Origin of the sequence: Neorhizobium petrolearium (assembly GCF_029854435.1) — a bacterium.
Classification (GTDB): domain Bacteria; phylum Pseudomonadota; class Alphaproteobacteria; order Rhizobiales; family Rhizobiaceae; genus Neorhizobium; species Neorhizobium petrolearium.
Genome location: NZ_CP123000.1, coordinates 4,559,997 through 4,577,575 on the forward strand (window position 1 = coordinate 4,559,997; position 17,579 = coordinate 4,577,575).

The 17,579-nt window shown below is 60.8% G+C and carries 15 protein-coding genes and 1 pseudogene; all 16 read right to left on the minus strand.

Annotated elements, in window-relative coordinates; translation table 11 throughout:
* Positions 1 to 107: 107 nt before the first annotated feature.
* The 16 genes and pseudogenes from QEO92_RS22085 to QEO92_RS22160 all read right to left on the minus strand — a co-directional run bounded on the left by QEO92_RS22085 (position 108) and on the right by QEO92_RS22160 (position 17,572).
* Entirely contained in the window at positions 108 to 857 is a 750-nt protein-coding gene (locus QEO92_RS22085; RefSeq protein ID WP_227704435.1) for an SDR family NAD(P)-dependent oxidoreductase, read from the minus strand.
* Between the two features lie 2 nt (positions 858 to 859).
* Positions 860 to 1,624, minus strand: coding sequence for a PCC domain-containing protein (locus QEO92_RS33145; RefSeq protein ID WP_320443054.1), 765 nt, complete (start codon positions 1,622 to 1,624; stop codon positions 860 to 862).
* 111 nt (positions 1,625 to 1,735) lie between these two features.
* A pseudogene (locus QEO92_RS22095) lies at positions 1,736 to 3,364 on the minus strand (acyl-CoA synthetase); the annotation flags it as partial.
* Positions 3,361 to 4,530, minus strand: a complete 1,170-nt coding sequence (locus QEO92_RS22100; protein ID WP_227704436.1) for an acetyl-CoA acetyltransferase — start codon at positions 4,528 to 4,530, stop codon at positions 3,361 to 3,363. The pseudogene QEO92_RS22095 and the gene QEO92_RS22100, both read right to left, overlap by 4 nt.
* Positions 4,531 to 4,546: 16 nt before the next feature.
* On the minus strand, positions 4,547 to 5,428 hold the full coding sequence (locus QEO92_RS22105) for an IclR family transcriptional regulator (RefSeq protein WP_227704437.1): 882 nt from the start codon (positions 5,426 to 5,428) through the stop codon (positions 4,547 to 4,549).
* Positions 5,429 to 5,462: 34 nt separating this feature from the next.
* Entirely contained in the window at positions 5,463 to 6,482 is a 1,020-nt protein-coding gene (locus QEO92_RS22110) for a TRAP transporter substrate-binding protein (protein WP_227704438.1), read from the minus strand.
* Between the two features lie 47 nt (positions 6,483 to 6,529).
* Entirely contained in the window at positions 6,530 to 8,398 is a 1,869-nt protein-coding gene (locus tag QEO92_RS22115) for a TRAP transporter large permease subunit (RefSeq protein WP_407722157.1), read from the minus strand.
* A 303-nt stretch (positions 8,399 to 8,701) separates the two neighbouring features.
* Positions 8,702 to 9,508 (minus strand): SDR family NAD(P)-dependent oxidoreductase, encoded by an 807-nt coding sequence (locus tag QEO92_RS22120; RefSeq protein WP_227704439.1) that lies wholly within the window; start codon positions 9,506 to 9,508, stop codon positions 8,702 to 8,704.
* 103 nt (positions 9,509 to 9,611) lie between these two features.
* On the minus strand, positions 9,612 to 10,622 hold the full coding sequence (locus QEO92_RS22125; protein WP_227704440.1) for an amidohydrolase family protein: 1,011 nt from the start codon (positions 10,620 to 10,622) through the stop codon (positions 9,612 to 9,614).
* 18 nt (positions 10,623 to 10,640) lie between these two features.
* On the minus strand, positions 10,641 to 11,417 hold the full coding sequence (locus QEO92_RS22130) for an ABC transporter permease (protein WP_227704441.1): 777 nt from the start codon (positions 11,415 to 11,417) through the stop codon (positions 10,641 to 10,643).
* The gene (locus QEO92_RS22135; protein WP_227704442.1) at positions 11,414 to 12,229 is read right to left on the minus strand and encodes an ABC transporter permease; all 816 of its coding nucleotides are present in this window, start codon (positions 12,227 to 12,229) and stop codon (positions 11,414 to 11,416) included. The genes QEO92_RS22130 and QEO92_RS22135 overlap by 4 nt, the downstream gene beginning before the upstream one ends.
* Positions 12,226 to 13,020, minus strand: a complete 795-nt coding sequence (locus QEO92_RS22140; protein WP_037156518.1) for an ABC transporter ATP-binding protein — start codon at positions 13,018 to 13,020, stop codon at positions 12,226 to 12,228. Before QEO92_RS22140 ends, QEO92_RS22135 begins: the two co-directional genes overlap by 4 nt.
* A gap of 60 nt (positions 13,021 to 13,080) precedes the next feature.
* A complete protein-coding gene (locus QEO92_RS22145) occupies positions 13,081 to 14,061 on the minus strand; it encodes an ABC transporter substrate-binding protein (protein WP_227704443.1) in 981 nt (326 codons plus the stop codon).
* A 63-nt stretch (positions 14,062 to 14,124) separates the two neighbouring features.
* Positions 14,125 to 15,411, minus strand: a complete 1,287-nt coding sequence (locus QEO92_RS22150; protein WP_227704444.1) for an MmgE/PrpD family protein — start codon at positions 15,409 to 15,411, stop codon at positions 14,125 to 14,127.
* Positions 15,408 to 16,463 carry an aminopeptidase P family N-terminal domain-containing protein gene (locus QEO92_RS22155; protein WP_227704445.1) on the minus strand — a complete coding sequence of 352 codons (1,056 nt, stop codon included), beginning with the start codon at positions 16,461 to 16,463 and terminating at the stop codon, positions 15,408 to 15,410. Before QEO92_RS22155 ends, QEO92_RS22150 begins: the two co-directional genes overlap by 4 nt.
* The gene (locus QEO92_RS22160; protein ID WP_227704446.1) at positions 16,460 to 17,572 is read right to left on the minus strand and encodes a M24 family metallopeptidase; all 1,113 of its coding nucleotides are present in this window, start codon (positions 17,570 to 17,572) and stop codon (positions 16,460 to 16,462) included. The genes QEO92_RS22155 and QEO92_RS22160 overlap by 4 nt, the downstream gene beginning before the upstream one ends.
* Positions 17,573 to 17,579 lie beyond the last annotated feature (7 nt).

A 17,579-nucleotide genomic window follows, 5' to 3' on the forward strand; every position in this document is an offset into this window, starting at 1 on the left:
GAGCCAGTTTTCTAATTTATGCAAGGACTTGTCAACGAACCTCGGCACCTGATGCTGCCGAATTTCGTGAAGATGCTGTCACAAAAGAGGATCTGTGCCGGAACGGATCAGGCCATCAGGCCCGCCGCCGTGAAGCCTCCATCGACCGCTAGAATTTGTCCGGTTATATAGGAAGACTGCCGATCATCGATGAGAAAAGCGACAGCCGAAGCAATCTCTTCCGGCCGCCCGTAGCGCCGCATTGGAACGGTGCGATGCCATTCCTCGCGGGTAGTGGCCGTATGGTTTTCCTTGACCATCGGTGTCTCGATTGGCCCCGGCGCGATGGCGTTGACGCGGATCAGGTCATCGGCGAGTTCAACGGCCATGATTTTCGTGAGCGTGATCAGTGCACCTTTGGAGGCGCCATAAGCCGAACGACCGAGATTGCCCTTGATGCCGGAAACCGATGCGATATGGACGATCGAACCGCCGCCGTTTTCATGCAGGACCGGTGCCAGCGCCTGCGAGAGGGCAAAGGCTCCGACAACGTTCACCTCGTAGATTCGCCTCAGCATGTCCGTGGTCGTGTCGGCAAAACGAACATTGGCTGCGATTCCCGCGCTGTTGACGAGCGCGGCAAGCGGAGCGGCGAGCGAATGGCATTGATCCGCAAGCCGCGCCACAGCCGCCTCGTCGGTCACGTCGAGTGCGACGGGCGTGAGCATTGCAGTGCGGTTCCCCATCTTCTCATCGAGACGCGCCAATGCGTCAGCGTCGCGATCGGCGGCAACCACATGCCAGCCGGCATCGACCAGAAGCTCCGTCGTCGAAAGGCCGATCCCCGATCCCGCACCCGTGACGACGACGCTCCGCATGTTCAGCTTCCTCGTTTTTCGATGATGACCAGTTCGAATGTGACGCCGACGGGATTGTCGCCGCGCGCAAGCCGGCCGTGATAGATCGTGCCGTCCGTATCGACGACCGCCGCATCGATAGAGGCCCGAAGCCCATCCGCCGTATTTTCAAGCGAGCCGTTTTCGATAGCGATCTCGGTGGCAATGCAAGCGACCCGGTGTCCATCCTCGAAGACCGGTTCATTGATGCTGCCGATACCGTAAATATGGGCGCTCTCGATGCCGTGTTCCCGGCAAACCTCCTCGATCGCCATACCCACGTCCTCGTTGGGCCGCACCCGAAGCAGGATACCGTTCCCCGCGCCGCTTTCCCCCTTGGCTGAAAAGAGCGTGAAATTCGTCTCCGGGTCGGAAACGGAATCGAAGGTCGCGGTCGCACTTCCATAACCTCTGACGGGGATCGGCCGGCTCACCACACTATCGAACGGCAGAACATGCCCCATGCGCAACATGCCCTCACCCGTGTCCCAGATGCCGTGACAATGCAGGAAAGGCGAGCCTTCACGTTCACCGAAGATCGCCGTCGCAGCCTCGAATTTGCCACCCGCTTCCGGCGCGAAGGTCGCGCTGTACCAGGCGGCATGCTCTTTATCGGGAGAGAAAGCCGGCAGCACATAGCGGAACGGATCGCAGGCACCGCCTTCGATGTTGACGAAACCGCCTTTGCAGCCGACTTCGGCAAAAACGCGCGCCACACCAGCCATAAAGGTCTCGCCGGGCCGTAACATGCCTTCGATAGGCTGCAGCACAGTCCGCACTGCCTCTCGCCGCACCGGCGCGATCGGTCCCGGATGCTTAAGCTGCCGCAGCGCCGGCCTCTCATTAGCCGGCTTCAGATCTAACTCACCCCGCGCCTGCAATTCCTCGCGGATCATCTTCTTGGTGATCTTGCCATAAGCGGATTTCGGCAACGCGTCCCAGAAGATGAAGCGTTTCGGCATCTTGTAACGGGACATCTTGCCGTCGATGAAAGCGAACATCTCCTCTTCGCTGACCGAAACGCCCGGCTTGGCAACACAAATCGCATAACCGACCTCGCCCCAGAGCGGGTCCGGTACGCCGAGGACTGCCACTTCGCTGATCGCGGGATGCGTAAGAAGCTTCTCCTCGATCTCTCGCGGATAGACATTCGAACCGCCGGAAATATACATGTCGGACGCGCGCCCGGTGATGTAGAGAAAGCCCTGGTCGTCCATATGGCCGAGGTCGCCGGTGCGGAACCAGCCGTTGCGGAACGCCTTTTCATTGGCTTCCGGATTGTCATAGTAGCCGGCAAAGACCGCCGGGCCGATGACACAGATTTCGCCTGTCTCGAAGGGAGCGACCTCCTCGCCCGTGTCGTTCTGGATCGAGACCTGCATGCCGGTGCGTTCGATGCCGCATGTACCGATCTTCACGCCCGCGCCGTCTTCCGCCGAATGCAGCGCCGGAGGCAACACCGTGATCGCGCCGGTCACCTCGCCGAGCCCGAAATATTGCACGATGACCGGGCCGAGGCTTCTCAAAGCCCATTTCTGGTCCTCGCGATACATGGGCGCGCCGGCATAGATGACGTAGCGCAGCGAGGAATGGTCGTATTTCTCAGCCGCCGGATGCTCGACCAGGAGCTTCAGGATTGTCGGCACGGTGAACATCGTCGAGACGCGCCACGTCTCGATCAGCGCCCAGGCAGCGTCGATATCGAATTTCTCCGTCGGCAATAGGATGGTCTTCACCCCATGCGCCAACTGCGTGAGTTGGTGCACGCCCGCACCATGGGAAAGCGGCGCGACGACCAGCGCCGCATCGGCGGAGGTCACACCCGGCATCAGATCGCAGAGATGATTGTTGATAACGAACGCCATCTGGCCGTGAGTCAGCACCGCAGCCTTCGGTCTTCCAGTCGTGCCGGAGGTGAAGAAGAACCAGCAGGGATCATCCCGCTCGACGCGCGCCTCGACTGACTTTTTCCCATAAAACTCCTCTACGATCGCATCGTAGGAGGGGCCGAGATCGGTCTCGCCGATGCTGAGGACAAAGCCGATCTCAGCATTCGTTTCGCGTGTCACCCGGGCATGATCGGGAAAGGACGCGTTGCAGATCATTCCGGTCGCGCCGCTTGCCTTGGCGAGGTACGCCACTTCCTCCGGTGTCTGTCGGAAATTGGTCGGCACCCAGACTGCTCCGATCCGGAAGCAGGCGAACATGGATTCGAACATCTGGTTGCAGTTCTGCGACTGGACCAGAATGCGGTCGCCCTTGACGACCCCGAAACGCTCCTGCAGCGCCGTTGCCATTGCATCGATACGCGACTCGAACTCCGCCCAGGTCCAGGTCTTGTCCGCCCAGACGAGTGCGACGCCTCCCGGTTCGCGGCGCATGGCCTGTGTCACGAAGCGGGCAAGGTTCATCACCCGCGTCGAGCGTGGACTAAGCCCACCTCTCGGATCGGCCTGACCGTCGGCGGCAACCGAGGCGATCGCCTTCATTTCGTCCGCTCCAGGATGGAAACATAGTTGGCGACCGCCGCGCCGCCCATGTTGAAAACGCCGGCGAGCGCCGCACCCGGTATCTGCATCTCGCCCGCCTCGCCGCAAAGCTGCATCGCCGCCATGACGTGCATGGAAACACCCGTCGCTCCAATCGGATGCCCCTTCGATTTGAGCCCACCGGACGGATTGACGGGCAGGCGGCCGTCCTTGCGGGTGATGCCTTCGCGAATGACGCGGTAACCCTCTCCGGGTTTGGCAAGCCCCATCGCCTCGTACTCAATGAGCTCGGCAATGGTAAAGCAGTCATGTGTCTCGACAAAACTGAGATCATCGAGAGAGAGGCCTGCTTCGGCGAGCGATTTTTGCCAGGCCATGCGAGCGCCCTCGAAGGCGATCGGATCGCGCCGCGACATGGCGAGGATGTCGTTCACATGGTTGCGTGCCTTGAAGGCCACCGCACGCTTCATGCCGGCGGCAACCTCCGGTGCTGCGATCACCAATGCTGCTGCTCCGTCGGACACAAGCGAGCAGTCGGTCCGGCGGAGTGGAGCCGCGACATAGGGGTTTTTGTCGGAAACCGTGTTGCAGAAATCGAAGCCAAAGTCCTTCTGCATATGAGCATAGGGATTCTTCATGCCATTGGCATGGTTCTTCGCCGCGATCATCGCAAGTTCTTCCGAGCGGTCGCCATATCGCTGGAAATAGTGGCTCGCGATGCGGCCAAAGAGCCCTGCGAAACCGCCTTCGACATCTGCCTCCTCCTCGCGGTAGGATGCTGAAAGCAGGATATCGCCTGTCTCTTTTGTCGGTAGCGCCGTCATCTTTTCAGCACCGACGACGAGCGCGATCCTGCCGCGCCCGGAAGCGATGAAATCAAGCGCCGAATAAAGCGCGGCCGAGCCCGTCGCGCAGGCGTTTTCCATGCGTACGGCTGGAACGTGATCGAGGCCGTCGGCTGCCATCGCCACCAGCGCTCCCTGGAAATCCTGCTTCGAAAAGCCGTTGTTGAAAACGCCGACAAAAATCCCGTCGATATCGCTTGCCGTGATGCCGGCATGCTCCAAAGCCGGATTGATCACCTCGGCCATCAGTTCCCGGGTCGAGCCGGCCTCTGACTTGCCGAATTTCGAATGCGCCCAACCGACAATCTGTGCTCCTGACATGACCTTCTCCTTCGTTTCAAACACGTTCGGGCGTTCGGGGCCGCGCCGGCTGCCGTATGGTTTGCGTCACGGGCTTCTGGGAACTGAAGAGCGTCCGCAGCTTGCTCTGCACCCGTTCCACCTCCTGCCGCAGCAACCCGGCAAGTTCCTTCTGGCGCTCCTCACCCATGCGGCTGTCGATCGCCGCAATCGACAACGCGCCGGCAAGCCGCCCGTCCGGCAGCAGGATCGCCATGCCGATACCCCAGGAATTGGCGATCACCCGACCCGGGTTCAATGCATAGCCAGCTTCCCGCGTGCGGGCGACGTCTTCGCGTATGGTCTCCGGCGAGTATCCCGGATACTGGACCGCGATAACGCTTTCGATCCTGCCGACGATCGCCTCCACTTCCGAATCCGGTAGAGCCGCCAGCATGGCGAGCGAGCCGGCACCGATCCCAAGCGGGTTCTGGTCGCCGGTCAGCAACGCGTGGGTACGTACCGGATGCGTGCCCTCTTCGCGATGCAGGCAGACGGCATAGTCGTCCCGGCGCATCGAGACAAAGCTCGTATCCGCAGACAGTCCGGAAAGCCGTTTCAGGCTTTCGCCTGCCATTTCCAGCAGACCATGCCGGCGTGAGGCCAGCATGCCGAGCACATAGAGTTCCCCGCCGAGATAATAACGGCGGCTGAGCTCATCCTGCTCAAGGAGGCGAGACCGCATCAGCGCCATGAGAAGGCGCCGGGCGGTTGGTTTGTTTAGACCGCTGTCGGCAACGACATCGCTCAAAGCAACTCCTTTCTCCGCCCCGCGACCGACGATGGAGAGAAGCTGCAATGCCCGCTCCACCGCCTGTGCGCCCGATCCGGAAGCGGCACCTTGCCGAAGACCCGTCAGGTTTTCGATCACCTGTTCCATTTGCCGCTTTCACTCATGTTTACGGGGGTGCCGTTCAGCTCAGCGACTTGCCGATAGCCTTTTCGAGGATCGCCCAGGCTTCATCGCCGTATTTAGCCTTCCAGTCCTTGTAGAAGTTGGCGCTGCGCAGTTTTTCCTGGAAGAGAGCGCCGTCCGGCTTGTTGAACTTCATGCCCTTGCCTTCCAATTCCGCCTGGACTGTGGCGTTGAGGCCCATGACATCCTTGCGCTGCAACTCGGCGGCGGCGTTGAAATGTTTGGCAACAATATCTTGCAGGTCTTCAGGCAAGGATTGCCATGCGCGACGATTCAGCAGGATCCAGAAACCGTCCCACATATGGTTCGTCATCGAGACGTATTTCTGCACTTCGTAGAGCTTTGCCGTCGTCAGAATCGCGAGCGGGTTTTCCTGGCCGTCGACGATGCCGGTCTGCAGTGCGGTATAGGTTTCGGCGAAGTTGATGGACGCGGGCGCCGAGCCGAAGGCCGTGAACATCGAAGTCCAGAGAGGGCTCACCGGCACGCGAATCTTGAAGCCTTCGAGATCCTTCGGCGTTTCGATCGGCCCTTTGGATGAGGTGATCTGGCGGAAGCCGTTGTCCCAGATTCTTTCGAGCGTCAGCAGGCCCTTCTTTTCGATCTCGCCACGTACATACTTGCCGAGCTCTCCGTCCATGGCCGGCCAGACCTGATCGTAGCTGGGGAAAGCGAAGCCGACGCCGTTGAGCGATGCATTCGGAACGAGTGTAGAGAGGATGATCGGCGAAAGGCTGAACATTTCGACGCCGCCGGACCGAACCTGGTTCAACATGTCCGTATCCGCACCGAGCTGGCTCGACGGGAAGATATTGATCGCCATACGGCCGCCGCTCTCCTCCTGGATCTTCGCGACCGCCTCCTTGGCGCGGATATTCATCGGATGGGTCAGCGCCTGGTTGTTGGCGAATTTATAAGTGAATTCGGCTGCATTGGCCGGACGCGTGCGGATCGAAAATGTCGTGGCGAGGCCGGTCGTGGCGGCGCCTAGAAGAAGCGTTCTGCGGTTGACGTTCATGAAATCCTCCTCCGATTTCAGTTCCCGGGTTTATGATCTCACGGCCTTCAGAGGAAAACCGTCGAGAAGGTGGGCACGGCTGCGATCACCAGGAGGCCGATCATCAGTGCGCCGATATAGGGCCAGATGGCCTTCATGGCCTCATCCGGCGAAACATTGCCGATCTTGCAGGCGATATAGAAACCAATGCCGATCGGCGGGGTCATAAGGCCGATATTCATCGCCGTCACGACCACCATGGAATAATGGATATCGTTGATCCCGAGCGAGCGGGCGACCGGGAACATGATGGGCGCCATCAGCACAATCGCCGGAAGTCCTTCCAGCACACAGCCGAGCACCATGAAGATCAGGATGGAAACACCCATGAATGTCATCCAGCCGCCCGGAAGTCCCTGAACGGCTTCCACCAGCTGCGCGGCAAAACCCGTCTGGGTCAGAGCCCAGGCCATGGCGGAAGCAGCGCCCAGGATCATCAGGATCGCACCGGAAAGTGCCGCCGTTTCCACCAGCATTCCGTAGAGCCGCTTCCGGCTGATACCGCCGTAAAGCACCATGCCGATGATCATCGCATAGAGCACCGCTATCGTCGAAACTTCGGTCGCGGTCGCAATACCCTCGCCGACGGCGGTGCGGATCAGGAAGGGCAGGACAAGTGCCGGCGCAGCAACCATCAGCGTCTTCTTGATGACGGTAAGCGGCGCCCGGCGCACGCCTTCCATGGCTTCATGTCTGGATTTCCAACGTGCCAGCACCGCAAGCACCAGCAACAGCACCATGGCGATCGCGAAACCGGAGGTGAAGAGCCCGGCAATCGAGACGCCGGCTGCAGACCCCAGCACGATCAGCACGATCGAAGGCGGCACGGTTTCCGCCATTGCAGCGCCCGTCGCCAGAAGCGCTATCATTTCCGGCGGCTTGTGGCCACGGCGTTTCATTTCCGGAAAGAGTGCCGGTGCGACGGTCGCCATGTCGGATACCTTCGAGCCGGAAATACCGGAAACCAGAAAGAGCGAACCGAGCAGCACATAGGACATGCCGGCTCGCACATGGCCGAGCAATGAGGCCAGGAATTCGACGATCGCTTTGCCCATGCCCGTCGCATCGAGAATGCAGCCGAGCAGCACGAAGATCGGCACCGACAACAGGATGATGCTCGACATACCCTCGTCCATACGACCGATCATCACGAAAACCGGCACGGAGGTGGTGAATGCGAGGAAGGCCAACGTCCCGAGCCCAAAGCAGAAGGCGATCGGTACGCCGAGCACCAGGAACAGCGCCACCAACCCGACAAGGAAGATCGGGATGTTCCAGTTGCCGATCTCTCTGAGACCAGGACCGATCAGCCAGAGCAGACCGGTCACGGCGGCAATGACCACGAGGGAGATGGCGATCTGCCTGATGCTGGAGCCTTTGAACGCATTGGCGAGCGCCAGAACCAGCATAAGCGCCACGCCAACCGGCAGCGCGGCGGCGCGATAGCTCATCGGGATGTTGAGCGCTGCCGAGGTGATGAAGGATTCCTCGATAGCATATTCATAGGCCGGTCGCAGCATGGCACCCAGAAAAACAGCCACCAGCAGCATGGTGAAAGTCCCTGCCAAAGCCTGCACCTTCTCCGGCAGCATGCCGACAAAAAGCGTCAGCCTCAGATGTTCGCTGCGATCGACGGCCATCGCCGCACCCAGCATCGCAAGCCAGAGGAAGGAGATCGACGCAACCTCATCGATCCAGATAATGGGAAAGGAGAAAATGTAACGGGAAATAACGCCGGCCAGAAGCAGCGCGATGATCACGACGAGCAAAACCGCAGCAATCGCCTCGACGGGCCGCATCCAGGCGGAACCGGTCTGCTGAGGCGCCACGCCTTCGAGGCCCGCGAGCAACGACGCCTCGTCCATGGGCTCGATCATGTTATGGGCTGCTGTCACGCGTCATCCTCCTCTGCTGCGCGCGGATCGCGCAGGCTGAAGGACTTAGCTCCGGAATGATCGCAGTCTCTACCGCAAAAGACGAATGCATCCTCCCCGATGATTCGCCCCTTTTCCTCCCGACGGCAGGCTCCTCCAGCCATCCGCCCTGATCCATACTATGGATCACAATCCTCTTCGGATTGTGGGAGTGTGCGTAACCCATCGAGTTTAGGCAAGTCCAAAAACGCCCGGACAATGAAAAAATTGCCGAATCGATCCACACTGTGGAATGGCCAATGGCTCTCAGGAATTTACACTCCCGGAAACCGTGATATGCAACCCGCCATCAACCGGCAGCTCGATGCCGGTAATATATTTCGCTTCATCGGAAGCCAGGAAAACCGATGCCCAAGCGATGTCCCAGCCGTCTCCCTGCCGCTTCATCGGTGAAAGCGCATCCCGTTTCGCTTTCATTTCCTCAGCCGAACCATAGTAGCCGCTGATCTGCTTCTGGATATGCGGCGTATCCATAACCCCCGGCAGGACGGCATTGGCTCGGATGCCCTTGGCGGCATATTCGACCGCGACCGCGCGGGTGAAATGATTGAGCGCAGCTTTCGATGCATAATATGAAACGTATGGATAACCGGTCCACCGGATGGAAGCGAGCGACGAAATATTGATGATCGCGCCGTTTCCCTGGCGCTCCATGATCGGCAGAACTGCCTTGCAGGTGAGAAATGCGCTGGTGAGATTGACGTCCATCACCCGCCGCCAGCTCTCTTCGGTGGCCTCCGCAGCACCGCCCGGCGCATTGATGCCGACATTGTTGTGCAGCACGTCGATACGCCCGAAGCGTTCCATGGTCTTCTCGACGACAGCCGCGATGTCGGCGGATTTGGTGACATCGGCGGCCAGTGCCAGACCCGTTCCACCTTCGGATTCGATGACATCGAGCGTATTCTTCGCAGCATCGAGATTGACGTCGACGCAGACGACGCTGCCGCCCTCGCGGGCATAGGCGACGGCCGCAGCCTTGCCGTTCCCGAAACCTGGACCGGCCGAGCCGGCGCCGAACACGAGAACGACCTTATTCTTCATGCGATCCATAAATGCTCCTCCAGACCGCCCTCCCGGCGGTCTGCGGCAACTTACGATGAGCTCGCCATCCGGTCCATGTTCAATGACGAACAGATCATGTGCAGAAATGCAATCAGGCGGCAGCCGCAGCCGGCATCTTCAGTCCGAGGATACGCACGGCGTTGTCGTGAAAAATTTTTTGCTTCACCGCCGGCGTCATTTCTATCTCCTCGAGCAGCTTCAGGCAGACGGCCGGATCCCAGCAGGGATAATCGGTGCCGTACATGACGTTATCCGCGCCGAAATATTCGATCGCAAACTTCATGCCCGCCGAGTGCGGCGAGACGGTATCGGTGAACATGCGGTGCAGATAATGGCTGACAGGCTTGGGCAGGCCGGCGGTCCCGGAATTCTTGTCCATGCGGCCTGACTGATAGGGCAACGCACCGCCCGTGTGCGACATGACGATCTTGAGGCCCGGATGCCGTTCCATCATGCCGGAGAGGATGAGACGCGAGGCCGCAGCGCTCACCTCCATGACGCGGCCGAGGCTCAGATGCAGCGCATCGTTATACCCCTGCAGGAGATCGGCGAAGACCGCATCGGTCGGATGCAGGAACATCGGCAGGCCGAGTTCCTCGACCCTGCTGTAGAACGGCTCCAGCCGCTCGTCATCGATCATGCCTTCCTTGCCGACGCTTCCCGGCAGGTTGACGCCCATCAGTCCGAGCCGGTTGACGGCATCGTCCAGCACGTCGATCGCTACTCTGGTATCGACCAGTGGCACGGCAGCGGATGCCCAGACACGACCCGGATAGCGCCGTTGCGCCCAGGCCATTTCCTCGTTCCAGGCGAGCGCAGCATCACGCCCCTCCTCAACCGGCAGCTCGGAAAAATAGACCGATAGCGGGCCGATCGAGCAAACGACGGAAATGTCGTGGCCGAGGCTGTCCATATAGGCGAGCTCTTCATCGAGGTCGAACCACTCTTTCCAGCTCGCCACCGTCCCGCGCCGGCCGTTGGCACCGTGGTAGGTATAACCACCACGCGCATTCACGACGGCCTTCGGATAGCCTTCGCGCTTAAGAAGCGGCTCGAAAATCGACCGCGGCCACCAGTGGAAATGGGAATCGATGATCTTCATGGGCTTATCCTCGGATGTTCAGCGGGCGGTATCGATACGCCAGGAGTCGGTCTTGGATTCCAGGAACGACAGGATCTGGGTCAGGATGACGCCGAGCAGGATGACGATGACGATCGACACCATCATCTTGGTCGTCTGCATGAGCTGGCCGTAATAGGTGATCGCGTAGCCGAGCCCGGCATTGGCACCGAAGAGCTCGGCCACCACAACGCCCGTCAGCGCGCGGCCGACGCCGAGGCGAAGGCCGGCCATCATCACCGGCACGGAACCCGGCAACGCGACCTGCAGGAAGATGTCCAATGGTTTCGCCCCGAAGGAACGGGCGGCCTTGGCAAGATCACGGTCGGTATTCTTGATACCTGACAGGGTATTGGCATAGATCGGCGTCAGCGCGAAGAGAAGGGCGATCGCAATGATCGTCGGCGTGCCGTAGCCAAGCCAAGCCACGAAGAGCGGATAGAAGGCGACGGTGGGAGCTGAATATTTGAACCAGATGAAAGGTTCGAGTGCTGCCTCTACATCCGGGAACCAGCCGGCCAGCATGCCGAGCACGATGCCTGCCACAGTCGCAAGCCCCATCGACCACGCGAAGCAATAGAGCGTTGCGCCGACATTAGCGGCGACCTGACCGTCCTCGAACTGAACGATGAACTCCGCCCAAACCTGGCTCGGCGTCGAGATGAAGAACGGATTGATGAACCCTCCGTCAACAGCGATCTGCCACAGGACAACGATGCCGATCATGGACAGAGTTCCGAGGAACAACGCCTGGCGGCGATAAAAGAGCTCGATCATTTCGACCTCCAGTCGCGAATCTTGTTTTCCACCGAACGGACCATGATGGTCAGCGTGTAGCCGAAGGCGCTGACGATCAGCGCATAGACCAGCAAGCGGTCGATGCGCATAGCCTGGCCGTAGAGATTGAGCTGATAGCCGATGCCGGCCTGCGACACGAAAAGCTCGCCGACGACAACGCCAAGTACGGCGCGACCGACTGCCAGCCGGATGCCCGTCAGCAGCGCCGGCAACGAACCAGGCACCAGAACGCGGGTGAAAATGTCGAACCTGGACGCCCCGAACGAACGCGCCATACGAAGGAGCCGCGAATCGGCTTCGCTCATGCCCGCCATGGTGTTCAGCACGATCGGAAAGACTGCGCCCAGGAAAACCACGGCGATCTTCGGCGCCATGTCGATGCCGAGCCAGATGACAAGGATCGGCAGCAGCACCAGCGTCGGCGCGATATAAAGTGCCATCAGCGGCGGATCGATCAGATAACGGGCGGTCTTCGACGTGCCGAGAAGCACGCCGAGCGGGATGGAGACGACGATCGCCAAGGCGAAACCGGCAACGAACTCAGTCAGGCTGATGCGGGCATGATAAAGAAAACTATCGTTCCGGAAGATATCGAGAGCCGCGAGGAAAACTTCCGTTGGCCTGCTGGTGAAGCGACCGTTCACCCACCCCATCGGGGGCGCGATCTGCCACAGGATGAGGAACAGGAGAACCGCAACGAGGCCAACCACCGTCGAGCGTGACGGCCGCAAGACGGAAAGGGAAATCTGCCGGGTTTCCGCCGGTGCGGCGGTCATCTCTGCCGATCTCATGCGACCTCCTGCACCAGCTGCATGCTGGACATGTCCTCCGCAAGATGGGCACGCAGCCGCCTGCGGAGATTGTTGAAGTCCTCGCTGTCGAGCACGGCCTCATCGCGCGGACGTGGCAGATCCACCTTGATGACTTCCTTGATATGTCCGGGGTTGCGGCCCATCACCACGATCTTGTCGGCAAGGAAGATCGCCTCGTCGATATCGTGGGTGACGAACAGCGCCGTCTTCTTGTCCCGCTCCCAGATGCGCAGGAGTTCGGTGCCCATGATCTCGCGGGTCTGGGCGTCGAGCGCCCCAAACGGCTCGTCCATAAGAAGAACTTCGGGATCGACGGCAAGCGCGCGGGCAATGTTGACGCGTTGGCGCATGCCGCCCGAAAGCTGGTGCGGATGATAGTCGGAGAAACGACCGAGACCCACGAGGCGGATCATCTGCATGGCCCGTTCGTTCAGGTCTCCGCCATTCCAGCGCTGCATCTCGAGCCCGAACTTGACATTGCCGCGGACCGAACGCCAGGGCAGAAGTGACGCTTCCTGAAACACAACGGCACGATCGGGACCAGGCCCGGTAACCTCCTTGCCATCGATCCGGATCGAACCGCGCGACAGATTCACAAGCCCGGCCGCCGCCATCAGGAGCGTGCTCTTGCCGCAACCACTGGAGCCGACGATGGTGACAAATTCGCCCTTCTCGATCGACAGCGCTACATCATCGACCGCGGAAAACACCTCGTTGCTTTTTGGTTTCCGGTAATCGATCCCGAGATCGCGGATTTCAATCTGCGCCACTTCCTGCCTCCTCCCGGAGCAGGCTTTCGCCTGCTCTTGCCATACTATCATACAAAAGATTTACGGCTTCCATTCGTTGTAGGTGTCGTGGAATGTCCCGACCCAGTATTTCTCGACCGGCATGGGCTCCTTGTAGGTGCCGTTCATGATGCCGATGTCCCAGAAGGTTTTCATGCCGACCTCGCTCGGCATACGGCCGTCTTCGAAGATCTCATCGATGAAATCGTCATAGCCGCGGTTCAGATACTTCTCTTCAAGGCCGAGCTTGGAAGCCAGAAGCTTGACCGACTCGTCCTTATTCGCTTTGGCCCAGCGGACCGCCTTGGCAAAGCCGCGCAGCACGGCCTTGATGGCGTTCGGATCGTTCTTGATGAAGTCCTCGCGCGCGTAGAAGACGTGGAAAGGGAAGTCCGGCGCGATCGACTTCTGCTGCAGAACCAGGTTGAAACCACGATCCGCCGCCATGAACTTTTCCGGCGTCGCAAAGATATTGACTTCGAGCTGACCGGCTTCCATCGCGGCAAGGCGCGGAACCGAGCCGCCCCCCTGCACGATCTGCACGTCCGTCTTCGGATTGATGCCCTTGGTCGAAAGCGCATATCGGGTCAGGAAGTCGGTTGAGGAACCGAAGGTCGAGATGCCGAAACGCTTGCCCTTGGCTTCCTCGAGCGTCTTGATCGACGGCACGGCATACCAATCGAAGACCGCCATGTTGAAGCCGCCATAAAAGACCTTCACGCCCTGGCCAGTCTCGACGCCGACCAGCGCTTCGGAAAAGGCGCCGACGCCGATATCCACCGCACCGGCCACCATGCCGCGCACCAGTTCCGTTCCACCCTTGAAGGCGACGACCTTTACGTTGACACCCTCTTCCGTGAAGAAGCCCTTGGCATCGCCGACGTAGATCGGCAGCAATGTCGAAGTGTTGAGCGGCAAGCCGATCGTGATGTCCTTTTTCTCGATCGCCTGCGCGCTTGCCCCGCTCCAAGACAGCGCGGTCAGAGCCGCCGCCGTCGCTATAATTTTCAGAAATTTCAGCATTTTCTCCTCCTTGTTCAATGCCGGCACTCCTCTGCGGCATCTGTTATGTTTGATCTCTTGCCCTTAGGCGGCCTCGCTTTTCGAGGCCGGGAAATCGGTCAGGCCCAGCATCAGTTTGCGCGCTTCGGCGACCACCGAAGGATCACCGTCCACGAAAGCCGTTTCGACCCGCTTCAACGACCGCGCCGTAGCCGGCGACAGGCTTTCGATCTTGCGGTCGAGCACCTTCTTTGGGTTTTCATTGGAACTCTGCGGCCAGATGGCTTCGCGCGCCTGTCCCCTCTCCGAGACGACAACCCGCGCCGGCCAACCTTCGCCCGTCAGGCCGTCATCGGCGAAAACCGTCACACGCTTTGCAAATGAGAGTGCTTCCGCACCGAACGGTCGGCTGCGATCCACATCCATCTGGCGGGCCGGCTCGAATGCCGCAATGCCAAGCTGCAGGCCGAGATGAGCGATGGTCGAAAGGCGATCCTCCGCAAGGAGGGGCCGGCTGACCACCGGCACGGCCACGGGCGGCAGAAAGACATGCACGCCCTCGATGGCAGCCGGATCGACGCCTTTTTGCAGAAGGCTCGCAAACGCCTGGATGGCATTGATGCCCTGACGGGCCGAAACGAAGGGTTTGGCGGCTACCCGCGCAATCGCGGCCGGATCGACATGCCGGGATTCGAGCGCACCGGCCGAAGCCGCCTGTCCCTTCATCCAGCCGGATGAGAGGAGATCGAGATCCCCCTTGATGCCTGCCTTCGCGGCAAGCGCCGAACGAATGCCCTTCAGCGTCGCTTCACCGATCACCAGCCAGCGGGCCGAAGGATTGCCGGACGGGCGGCCGTTGCGACCCGAACTGCCGGCCATGGAGAGCACCAGCGCCTGCGCGACCTGTTCATCTGGCAAGCCGAGCGCGATGGCCGCGCTGACCGCCGCTACAGCCGGCGCCGCGAACAGGCCGGGCCAGGTTTCCGGCAGCGCCGACACGCCGCCGACGGCTTCCGAAAGGGCTAGGCCGACCGCGTGGCCGGCGGCAACGGCCTTCACATAGGTCTCATAGTCCCCCGCAAAAATCAGCGCTGCCGGTACCGCCATGGGATCGGGCGTCGCACAGGAGGGCACATGGATCGCATCCCATTCCGTGAAACGGATAACCGCCGACGCGCCCGCAGCAGAGGAGACTGCGTCGCCCGCACCGGTTTCGCGATAGAAGGCGAGAAGTGAGGAACCTTCCCTCGAACCGGCGCCGGCCGCCAGACATGCGAGCGCGTCGACGGTATGCAGGCTCACGAGATCGCGGAGCTTCTGGCCCCCGCCATCGATCACCGAAAGAATGGAAACGAGATCACGTGCGTTCATTCGGCCGCCTCTCGTCGCCATGTATCACCAATCCCGACCGGCCGCGCGGCAACGATCGTCTCGCCGTCCAGGGTAAAGGCCGTCGTCAGGATGCCGTACGGCACCGGTGCGGCGAGCGGCTTCTCGGCATCTGCGATGATCTTGAGCGGCCGCGTGCCGTAGGGCGCTTCGAGATGCCAGTCGATGAGCTTGGCCCCATCAGGCACATAGAAAGCCGATATCGAACCGTCGGCCGGATGGGCGGAAGAAGCCCGGTCCATCTCCACGCTCACAGAGGCAAGGCGCGCCGCGATTTCGGAAACGGCTGAGAAGGTTTCTATGCGGCGGACCCAGATGCCGTTATAGGCGACCGAAAGGCGCACCGCGAAGGTGCGGCCGAGTTCCGCCTTGCCAGTGCGGATGAAGCAGCGATCCTTCGAAAGATCGGGCGCAACAGCCACATAACATTCCTCGGCGCCGGCTAGACGCACCGCCCGTTCGACGGGACCGGTGAAATCGCCGGCAAATTTCGAAGCTGCATCACCGGCCTTGAAGGCCTCGCGGGCGATCCCATCCGTCAGGCGCACGAGATTGAGTTCCGCCCCATCGACCTGACCACGCACTTTGGTGAAGAGGTCAGTCGCATCGGAAAGCTCGACCGGCAGGACCGAGGCAATCTCTTCCACAACACCACCCGGCATGCGGTCCAGTTCGACGACGCCGAGGCGTTTGGCGCCCACCCTGGCCAGCCGCTCGCCGGCGAGCTTGCCCGGGAATGGCGAGTGCGCCACTTCGAAAGTCGGAGCGACGGATTTCACCCATTCGCCGACGCGCTTCGAAAGCGCCGTCAGGAAGATCGGCAGACCTTCGCGCAGCACCAGAACCAGCCCGTCCGACCAGTAGGGCGTGAAGCCGGAAACCCAGGTGACGCCAGCCGAACGTACATGGTTGGTGTAGATCAGGACGCCATCCAGGCCGGCTGCGATGATCGCCTGCTGCAGGCGGACCTGCCGCGCCTTCACGTCGGAAAGCGAGAGTTCGTCTTCGCGCCAGAGGATCAGACCATGTCTCATGCCGCAACCCTCTTCGCATCGACGGAGAACAGCTGGCGCGGCGTTGTCGTCAGGATTTCCGGCCCATCGGCGCGGACGATCAGCGAGTCGCCATGCACGAAATAGCCGATCTCGGGATTGTAAGTGTTCGGGTGTACGATCAACGACATGCCTTCTTCGATCACTGTATTCACGTCTTCGAGGATATGCGGTTTGGTATCCGGGAAGAGGCCGAGACCGTGACCGCGCACGCGGGTATATTCGCTGGTCACATATTCGCCCAAACCGTGGGCGCGAAAAATGTCGTTTTCAGCGCGAGCGATATCGGCAGCGGTGACGCCCGGCCTTACCGCTGCAAGCCCGGCTTCGAGCGCGTCGTTATAAATACCGAAGACCTTGCGCTGCGCTTCGTTCGGCTCGCCCACAACCAGCGTGCGGCAGATCTGCACGTAATAACCGTTGACGCAAGGAGTGAGCTCGGTCGTCACCAGGTCGCCGGGCTTCAGCACCTTGCCGAGCGGCGGCGCCATGCCGCGCACTTCCGGACCACCGACGCCGATGATCATGAAATTGTCGTCGACACCTTCATTGCGAAAGAAGGATTCGATCTCCGCGATCAGCTCGTAATCCTTCTTGCCGACGGCAGCGGCACTGCGGAACACCGCGTAACCCTCGTCAGCCAGACGGGCCGCGCTGCGCACCGCATTTAGCTCGTCGATGGACTTCACCATCAGCAGCCGGTCGAGCAGTGCCGTCGCATCCTCGAAGCGCAGGTCGCCGCGCCGGGCGGCAAGTCCGTAAGGCAGATGACGCTTCGGACCGGCGGCGATGCGGCTGTTGCCCAGCCGGGCGATGACGTCCGACACCGTGCCGATCAGATCGTTGGCAATCGAGGTCTTCACCTCCGGGCATTCGACCGCAGCACGCTCGCCTTCAAGTTCATCGTCGAGATAGAGCGTCACCTCACCGTCGCGGGTGACGACCGCCAGCCCCTCGCCCTCCAGAATGCCGAAATCGGCGGCATAACGCAGATAGTCGTTCTGCCAGGCATTGCCGTAGAGCACGAGGCCATCCAGCCCCGCATCCACCATCGCCTCGATCAACCGTTTCTTGCGGATTTCGCCGATCATCGCCACG

Bases quoted from the DNA above. Each gene is read 5' to 3' on its own strand.
- QEO92_RS22085 (WP_227704435.1), bottom strand. From the start codon at position 857: ATGCGGAGCGTCGTCGTCACGGGTGCGGGATCGGGGATCGGCCTTTCG.
- QEO92_RS33145 (WP_320443054.1), bottom strand. From the start codon at position 1,624: ATGTTACGGCCCGGCGAGACCTTTATGGCTGGTGTGGCGCGCGTTTTT.
- QEO92_RS22100 (WP_227704436.1), bottom strand. From the start codon at position 4,530: ATGTCAGGAGCACAGATTGTCGGTTGGGCGCATTCGAAATTCGGCAAG.
- QEO92_RS22105 (WP_227704437.1), bottom strand. From the start codon at position 5,428: ATGGAACAGGTGATCGAAAACCTGACGGGTCTTCGGCAAGGTGCCGCT.
- QEO92_RS22110 (WP_227704438.1), bottom strand. From the start codon at position 6,482: ATGAACGTCAACCGCAGAACGCTTCTTCTAGGCGCCGCCACGACCGGC.
- QEO92_RS22115 (WP_407722157.1), bottom strand. From the start codon at position 8,398: ATGATCGAGCCCATGGACGAGGCGTCGTTGCTCGCGGGCCTCGAAGGC.
- QEO92_RS22120 (WP_227704439.1), bottom strand. From the start codon at position 9,508: ATGGATCGCATGAAGAATAAGGTCGTTCTCGTGTTCGGCGCCGGCTCG.
- QEO92_RS22125 (WP_227704440.1), bottom strand. From the start codon at position 10,622: ATGAAGATCATCGATTCCCATTTCCACTGGTGGCCGCGGTCGATTTTC.
- QEO92_RS22130 (WP_227704441.1), bottom strand. From the start codon at position 11,417: ATGATCGAGCTCTTTTATCGCCGCCAGGCGTTGTTCCTCGGAACTCTG.
- QEO92_RS22135 (WP_227704442.1), bottom strand. From the start codon at position 12,229: ATGAGATCGGCAGAGATGACCGCCGCACCGGCGGAAACCCGGCAGATT.
- QEO92_RS22145 (WP_227704443.1), bottom strand. From the start codon at position 14,061: ATGCTGAAATTTCTGAAAATTATAGCGACGGCGGCGGCTCTGACCGCG.
- QEO92_RS22150 (WP_227704444.1), bottom strand. From the start codon at position 15,411: ATGAACGCACGTGATCTCGTTTCCATTCTTTCGGTGATCGATGGCGGG.
- QEO92_RS22155 (WP_227704445.1), bottom strand. From the start codon at position 16,463: ATGAGACATGGTCTGATCCTCTGGCGCGAAGACGAACTCTCGCTTTCC.
- QEO92_RS22160 (WP_227704446.1), bottom strand. From the start codon at position 17,572: ATGATCGGCGAAATCCGCAAGAAACGGTTGATCGAGGCGATGGTGGAT.